Source organism: Deltaproteobacteria bacterium (assembly GCA_029210625.1).
Taxonomy (GTDB): Bacteria; Myxococcota; Myxococcia; order SLRQ01; family SLRQ01; genus JARGFU01.
The window spans coordinates 79,673-85,672 of sequence record JARGFU010000020.1; the positions used below are offsets into that span (position 1 = coordinate 79,673).

Genomic DNA, 6,000 nt, shown 5'->3' on the forward strand with positions numbered 1-6,000 from the left:
ACTCGAGGACGGCCTCCCCCGCTACTGGCTGATAGGGGCCCTTTAGGAGGCCTTTTCGACTTGAATGAAATCGAGTTCGACCGGGGTGTCCCGGCCGAACATGGAGAGGAGGACCTTCAGCTTGCCCTTGTCGGCCCGGACGTCCTCGACCGAGCCCTCGAAGCCGCTGAAGGGACCGTCGACCACCCGCACCCGGTCGCCGACGTCGTAGAGGCGCTTGGGCTTGGGGGCCTCCTCACCCTCGGAGATCTGGCCGATAATCCGCCGGACCTCGAACTCGGGCACCGGGGGCGGCTGCTTGGCGTTGCCGACGAAGCCGGTGACCCGGGGCGTGTTCTTCACGCAGTGCCAGGTGCGATCGTTGAGCTCCATCTTCACCAGCATGTAGCCGGGGAAGAACTTGCGCCGACTGGTGCGCCGCTCGCCGCGGACCATCTCCACGACGTTCTCCATCGGGATCAGGACCTCTTCGAAGTGCTCCTCGAGACCTTCGGCGACGATCCGCTCCTCGAGCGACTTCTTGGCCTTGTTCTCGTAGCCCGAATAGGTATGGACCACGTACCACTTCTTCTCGCTCATAACGTCGCTTCCCGTCTCCGACATCGGTGCTTACTCCGCCCCCGAACGGCCGCTAGCTGCCCAGATAACGGGGCACCTCGTAGATCTGCTTGGTGATCTCGGCCCAGCCGAAATCGAAGATCCCGAGGAAGACTGCGATCACGAAGGAGACCACGATCACCGCGATGGTGGAGACGCGGGTCTCCGCCATCGACGGCCAGGTCACCTTGCGCATCTCCTGGGCGACCTCGATCGCGGCGTCGCGGATGTCCTTGCGGACCCACGCGTAGAGCACGCAGCCGAAGCCGAGCACGAAGCCGATGGCGGTCGACAGCGTCCAGGACTCACCCAGGAGCTGCTTGTCGGTGAGTCCGATCTTGCCGAAGAGGATCTGGAGGACATCTTCGAAGAAGAGGCCGCCCAGAACCGCAAAGGCGAAGTAGGAAATCACCACGATACGCAAGTTGGTCATGGTTCACCTCGAGCGATCGACCGATCGGCTCCGAGCCTCGCTCCGTATCGGAAATAAAATGGCAGGCCAGGAGGGACTCGAACCCCCAACATGCGGTTTTGGAGACCGCCGCTCTACCACTTGGAGCTACTGGCCTGGAGACGTCCCAGAGCGCTACTTCGTCTCCTTGTGCGCCTGGTGCTTGCGGCACCGGGGGCAGTACTTGGAGAACTCCAGCTTGTCTGGGGTCCGTCGCTTGTTCTTCGTGGTGACGTAGTTACGCTCGCGGCACGTCGTGCACTCGAGCGTAACGATGGTCCGGTTGCCCTTGGGCATGATCCTACTCCTTGAACTGCTCTACTACTCGATGATGTCGGTCACCACACCGGCGCCGACCGTCCGACCGCCCTCGCGAATCGCGAAGCGGAGTTCCTTCTCCATCGCGATCGGCGTGATCAGCTGGACGTCCATCTGGACGTTGTCGCCCGGCATGACCATCTCGGTGCCCTCGGGGAGGGTCACCATGCCGGTCACGTCCGTGGTGCGGAAGTAGAACTGCGGACGATAGCCGTTGAAGAAGGGAGTGTGACGACCACCCTCCTCCTTCGCCAGCACGTAGACCTTGGCCTTGAACTTCGTGTGCGGGGTGATGGAGCCGGGCTTGGCCAGCACCTGGCCACGCTCGACCTCGTCCCGCTTCACGCCACGCAGCAGCGCGCCGATGTTGTCGCCCGCCTGGCCCTCGTCGAGGAGCTTGCGGAACATCTCGACGCCGGTGCAGGTCGTCTTGCTGGTCTCCTTGATGCCGACGATCTCGATCTCGTCGCCGACGTGGATCGCGCCACGCTCGATACGGCCGGTCACGACCGTGCCGCGGCCCGAGATGGAGAAGACGTCCTCGATGGGCATCAGGAAGGGCTTGTCGACGTCGCGCTCGGGGGTCGGCACGTAGGTGTCGACGGCCTCCATCAGCGCGTCGATCGAGCCGGAGGCGATCTCGCTGTCCTCGCCGTCGAGGGCCTTGAGGGCCGAGCCGCGCACGATCGGGATGTCGTCGCCCGGGAACTCGTAGTTGGAGAGCAGCTCGCGGACCTCGAGCTCGACGAGGTCGAGGAGCTCGGGATCGTCGACCATGTCGACCTTGTTCATGTAGACCACGATCCGAGGCACGCCGACCTGACGGGCCAGCAGGATGTGCTCACGGGTCTGGGGCATCGGGCCGTCGGCCGCGGACACGACCAGGATCGCGCCGTCCATCTGCGCGGCGCCGGTGATCATGTTCTTCACGTAGTCGGCGTGCCCCGGGCAGTCGACGTGCGCGTAGTGCCGCGACTCGGTCTGGTACTCGACGTGGGCGGTGGCGATGGTGATGCCGCGCGCCTTCTCCTCGGGAGCCTTGTCGATCTGATCGAAGGCGGTGAACTCGGCACCGCCCTTGGTCGCCAGCACCTTGGTGATCGCGGCGGTCAGGGTGGTCTTTCCATGATCCACGTGCCCGATGGTGCCGATGTTCACGTGCGGCTTGGTGCGCTCGAACTTCTGCTTGCTCATGGCTTCTCCGAAAAGTTGGCCACCGCGGCGTGCTGTCTCGCCACGGTGGCTTTGGATGGTTGAAAATTTGGAGCCCTCGACCAGATTTGAACTGGTGACCTCGTCCTTACCAAGGACGCGCTCTGCCGACTGAGCTACAAGGGCTGATTCTTTTGTTCGTGATCCCGATGACCGGGAGGCTCACTGGAGCGGGAAACGGGACTCGAACCCGCGACATCTAGCTTGGAAGGCTAGAGCTCTACCAGCTGAGCTATTCCCGCTTATTCGGTTTGGAACTGCTTGTGGAGGGGGATGGATTCGAACCATCGAAGTCGTACGACGTCAGATTTACAGTCTGATCCCTTTGGCCGCTTGGGTACCCCTCCGGAGGTGCTTCTTCAGGATGCGAGTCTTTCGTTTGGAGCTGGCGGAGGGAGTCGAACCCACGACCTGCTGATTACAAGTCAGCTGCTCTACCAACTGAGCTACGCCAGCGGGTGAGTTCCGTGTTGCGCCGCCTCGCTATTACTTGCTGCAAAATTGAGTCCCGGGCCACCGCCGCAGATCGGCGGCGAGATGGAAGCGGCCCTTAATAGGGAGGCGAAGAGAAGCTGTCAAGCAGATGGTCGATCACTTTTTCGAGATCGCCCGCCGCTGCCTCCAGGCCTCGTAGAGGATCAAGGCCCCCGCGACGGAGGCGTTGAAGCTCTGGAAGTCCCTCGCCATAGGGATCTTCACCCACTGAGAGCAGCGCTCCCGGACCAGGCGGCGCAGCCCCTTGCCCTCGGCGCCGACGACCACGGCCAGGGGTCCGTCGAGGCGGGCGTCGGGGAGGTCGACCGCCTCATCCGAGAGATCGGCCGCCACCGCCCAGACCCCCTCCTTCTCGAGCTGCTCGATGGTGCGGGCCAGGTTGGTGACCGTCACCACCGGACAGGAGAGGGCCGCGCCCGCGCTGGCCTTCACGGCCACGGGGGTCAGGGGGGAGGCCCGGTCCTTGGGCAGGATCACCCCGTCGGCCCCCAGGGCCCAGGCGGAGCGGATCAGGGCCCCGAGGTTGCCGGGATCCTGGATCCCGTCGAGGAGCACCAGCAGGGGGTCCCTCCCCTCGGCCCGGGCGGCCGCGACCAGCTCGAGGGGATCCTCGACCTGGGGCAGGGTCTCCTCGTGGAGGATCGCGACCACCCCCTGGTGGCCTCGATCGCCGGCCAGGTCGTCGACCTCCCGCCGGCTGACGTGGCGGACCTCCACCCGGCGCTTGCGGGCCAGGGTCAGGAGATCCCCCGAGGTGCCCTCCCGCCGCAGGTCGCGGCTGGTGACGATGGCCTCCACCGTCGCCGGGCGGGTGCGGAGCAGCTCGAGGACGGGACGGAGCCCGTGGATGGTGCGGGGGCGCGACAAGGGTTCGAGGCGTCGGGGAGCGCTACTCGGCCTTGGCGCCGGCCGGCGCGAGGGAGAAGGTGCCGGTGAAGGGAGGCGAGCAGCTGGCCTTGGTGCAGATCACGGCCTTGTAGCTGCCCTCGACCTTGGCCGGCGCCGGGCCGGAGAGGCGGGTGGAGAGCACCAGCCGGTCCGCCTTGTCGCCGGGCTTCTCGCCCTCGAAGGCGCCGTCGTCCTTCTTGAGCACCCGCTTCTCGGCGGGGACCGACTCGGCCAGCTCCACCTTCACCCCCGGATAGGCGGTGTTGATGGACCAGCCCTCCTTGGGCGCGAGGACGACCTGCAGCTCGCCGGCCTCACCCTCCCCCTTCTCCACGGTCCGGACCTCGACCCCCATCCGGTCGGTCCAGGTCTCGGCCGGCGCCTCGGCCTGGCTGGCGCAGGCCGCGACCAGGGTGACGAGGCAGAGGAAGAGGCGGCCGACTCGGGGGTATCCAGGCATCGCGTTGGCTCTTTCGGGCTCGGGTTCCGGCGCAGAGGGAGCGCTGATGTTTATCCCTCCCCTCCGGACGCGGCAAGCCGGTGAATATTCGGCGCTTCCGGGCCCCGGGAGGGAGGTGCGAAGGCCTTTTCGCACCCTGTCCAGAGGTGGAACGGCCGCTACGCACCCCGACGACCGACCTATGGACTCAAGTGGCTGAAATCAGGTTGAACATTTTCTTTCATGTTCAGCCCAGATCTGGTCCGACCTTTGCTCACTGCGTCATCAGGTCAACGGAGGTCTCCTGCATGGCACGCACGTCCACCGTCTCGGTTCTCCCCCCCCGCTCCCGCTCGGGCCGGACCCCCACCCCCCAGGTGGCCGTCCTCCTGAACGCGAACGCCCGGGCCGTGAACCCGCGGGTGGTCCGCGCCATCTCCGAGGTGGTCCCCTCCCGGGACCTCTTCCTCTCCCACACCTTCGGTGAGGCCCGGCAGATCGCCAGCGAGGTCATCGGCCGCGGCTACGACACGGTCCTCACCGGCGGCGGTGACGGCACCTTCGTCGGCTTCTACAACGCCATGCAGGAGGTCCGGGGCTGCGGCGCGGCCACCACGCGCGGCCCCGGCGGCGCCCTGGTCGCCCTTCAGGCCGCCCCGATGCCGCGGATGGGCGCCCTGCGCCTGGGCACGGGCAACGCCATCGCCGGCTACACCGGCGCGGGCACCCTGCGCGGCGCGGGCGTGCAGAGCGACATCCTCCGGGCCCGGGCCGGCCGCCTCGAGGCCACCCGCCGGATGGATCTGGTGCAGGTCGAGGGTACCTACGCCCCCTTCTCCGGGGTGGGCCTCGATGCCCTGATCCTCAACAACTACATCCGCTGGAAGAAGATCCTGGGCATGGGCCCCCTGAAGTTCCTGGGGGAGGGCCTCCTGGGCTACCTCCTCTCGGTGGGCGCCCTCTCGGTGCCCGAGGCCCTGCTGCGCAGCATGCCCGAGCTCGAGATCGTGAACACCGGCGACGACGCCATCCCGGTGAACACCCGCGGCGAGCAGATCGGCGCGCCCGTCCCCCACGGCGCGGTGATCTACCGCGGCCCGGCGCGGATCGCCTCGGTGGGCACCTGCCCCTACTACGGGCTGGACTTCAAGATCTTCCCGGCCGCCGACTGCATGCCCGGCCGGATGCAGCTGCGGGTCGCGGACATCAGCGTGCCCTCGGCGCTGTGGAACCTCCCGGCGATCTGGCGCGGCATCTACAACGCCCCCACCGTCCGCGACTACATGGTCACCTCCGTGTCCATCCGCAGCGACGCGAAGATGCCCTTCCAGATCGGCGGCGACGCGCAGGGCTGGCGGGACAGCGTCGAGTTCGGCGTGGCCGATCAGCCCGCCGAGCTCCTCGACTTCTCCCGGCCCCAGCTCACCGCCTAGACCGGGCAGCAGCGAGCGGAGGCGGCGCCCAGCCGGCGAAGCTCAGCGGTCCTCTGGACGCTCTCGCTCGCTCTGGGGGGTTCGGGGGGAGCGGTGCTCCCCCCGCTACGATCGACGCGAAGATGCCCTTCCAGATCGGCGGCGACGCGCAGGGCTGGCGGGACAGC

General features: G+C 67.0%; 7 protein-coding genes and 5 tRNA genes. 1 reads left to right on the forward strand and 11 read right to left on the reverse strand.

Annotation, left to right across the window (positions count from 1 at the left end):
* Window positions 1–42: 42 nt before the first annotated feature.
* From nusG to P1V51_18460, 11 genes are all read right to left on the reverse strand, one after another.
* On the reverse strand, window positions 43–579 hold the full coding sequence (gene nusG / locus P1V51_18410) for a transcription termination/antitermination protein NusG (protein MDF1565023.1): 537 nt from the start codon (window positions 577–579) through the stop codon (window positions 43–45).
* A 52-nt stretch (window positions 580–631) separates the two neighbouring features.
* Window positions 632–1,012 carry a preprotein translocase subunit SecE gene (gene secE, locus P1V51_18415; protein ID MDF1565024.1) on the reverse strand — a complete coding sequence of 127 codons (381 nt, stop codon included), beginning with the start codon at window positions 1,010–1,012 and terminating at the stop codon, window positions 632–634.
* A gap of 77 nt (window positions 1,013–1,089) precedes the next feature.
* Window positions 1,090–1,166: transfer RNA gene (locus P1V51_18420), tRNA-Trp, on the reverse strand.
* 17 nt (window positions 1,167–1,183) lie between these two features.
* Window positions 1,184–1,345, reverse strand: a complete 162-nt coding sequence (gene rpmG, locus P1V51_18425) for a 50S ribosomal protein L33 (GenBank protein ID MDF1565025.1) — start codon at window positions 1,343–1,345, stop codon at window positions 1,184–1,186.
* Between the two features lie 24 nt (window positions 1,346–1,369).
* The gene (tuf, locus tag P1V51_18430; protein ID MDF1565026.1) at window positions 1,370–2,560 is read right to left on the reverse strand and encodes an elongation factor Tu; all 1,191 of its coding nucleotides are present in this window, start codon (window positions 2,558–2,560) and stop codon (window positions 1,370–1,372) included.
* 68 nt (window positions 2,561–2,628) lie between these two features.
* A tRNA-Thr gene (locus tag P1V51_18435) sits at window positions 2,629–2,704 on the reverse strand.
* A gap of 40 nt (window positions 2,705–2,744) precedes the next feature.
* Window positions 2,745–2,820, reverse strand: a tRNA-Gly gene (locus P1V51_18440).
* Between the two features lie 22 nt (window positions 2,821–2,842).
* Window positions 2,843–2,925, reverse strand: a tRNA-Tyr gene (locus P1V51_18445).
* Window positions 2,926–2,958: 33 nt separating this feature from the next.
* Window positions 2,959–3,034, reverse strand: a tRNA-Thr gene (locus P1V51_18450).
* A 135-nt stretch (window positions 3,035–3,169) separates the two neighbouring features.
* Window positions 3,170–3,940, reverse strand: a complete 771-nt coding sequence (gene rlmB, locus P1V51_18455) for a 23S rRNA (guanosine(2251)-2'-O)-methyltransferase RlmB (GenBank protein MDF1565027.1) — start codon at window positions 3,938–3,940, stop codon at window positions 3,170–3,172.
* 22 nt (window positions 3,941–3,962) lie between these two features.
* The gene (locus tag P1V51_18460; protein MDF1565028.1) at window positions 3,963–4,421 is read right to left on the reverse strand and encodes a hypothetical protein; all 459 of its coding nucleotides are present in this window, start codon (window positions 4,419–4,421) and stop codon (window positions 3,963–3,965) included.
* A gap of 287 nt (window positions 4,422–4,708) precedes the next feature.
* Here P1V51_18460 and P1V51_18465 point away from each other — a divergent pair, with 287 nt between their 5' ends.
* A complete protein-coding gene (locus P1V51_18465) occupies window positions 4,709–5,833 on the forward strand; it encodes a diacylglycerol kinase family protein (protein ID MDF1565029.1) in 1,125 nt (374 codons plus the stop codon).
* The last annotated feature ends 167 nt before the right edge of the window (window positions 5,834–6,000 follow it).

Bases quoted from the DNA above. Each gene is read 5' to 3' on its own strand.
- nusG (MDF1565023.1), bottom strand. From the start codon at position 579: ATGAGCGAGAAGAAGTGGTACGTGGTCCATACCTATTCGGGCTACGAG.
- rpmG (MDF1565025.1), bottom strand. From the start codon at position 1,345: ATGCCCAAGGGCAACCGGACCATCGTTACGCTCGAGTGCACGACGTGC.
- tuf (MDF1565026.1), bottom strand. From the start codon at position 2,560: ATGAGCAAGCAGAAGTTCGAGCGCACCAAGCCGCACGTGAACATCGGC.
- P1V51_18460 (MDF1565028.1), bottom strand. From the start codon at position 4,421: ATGCCTGGATACCCCCGAGTCGGCCGCCTCTTCCTCTGCCTCGTCACC.
- P1V51_18465 (MDF1565029.1), top strand. From the start codon at position 4,709: ATGGCACGCACGTCCACCGTCTCGGTTCTCCCCCCCCGCTCCCGCTCG.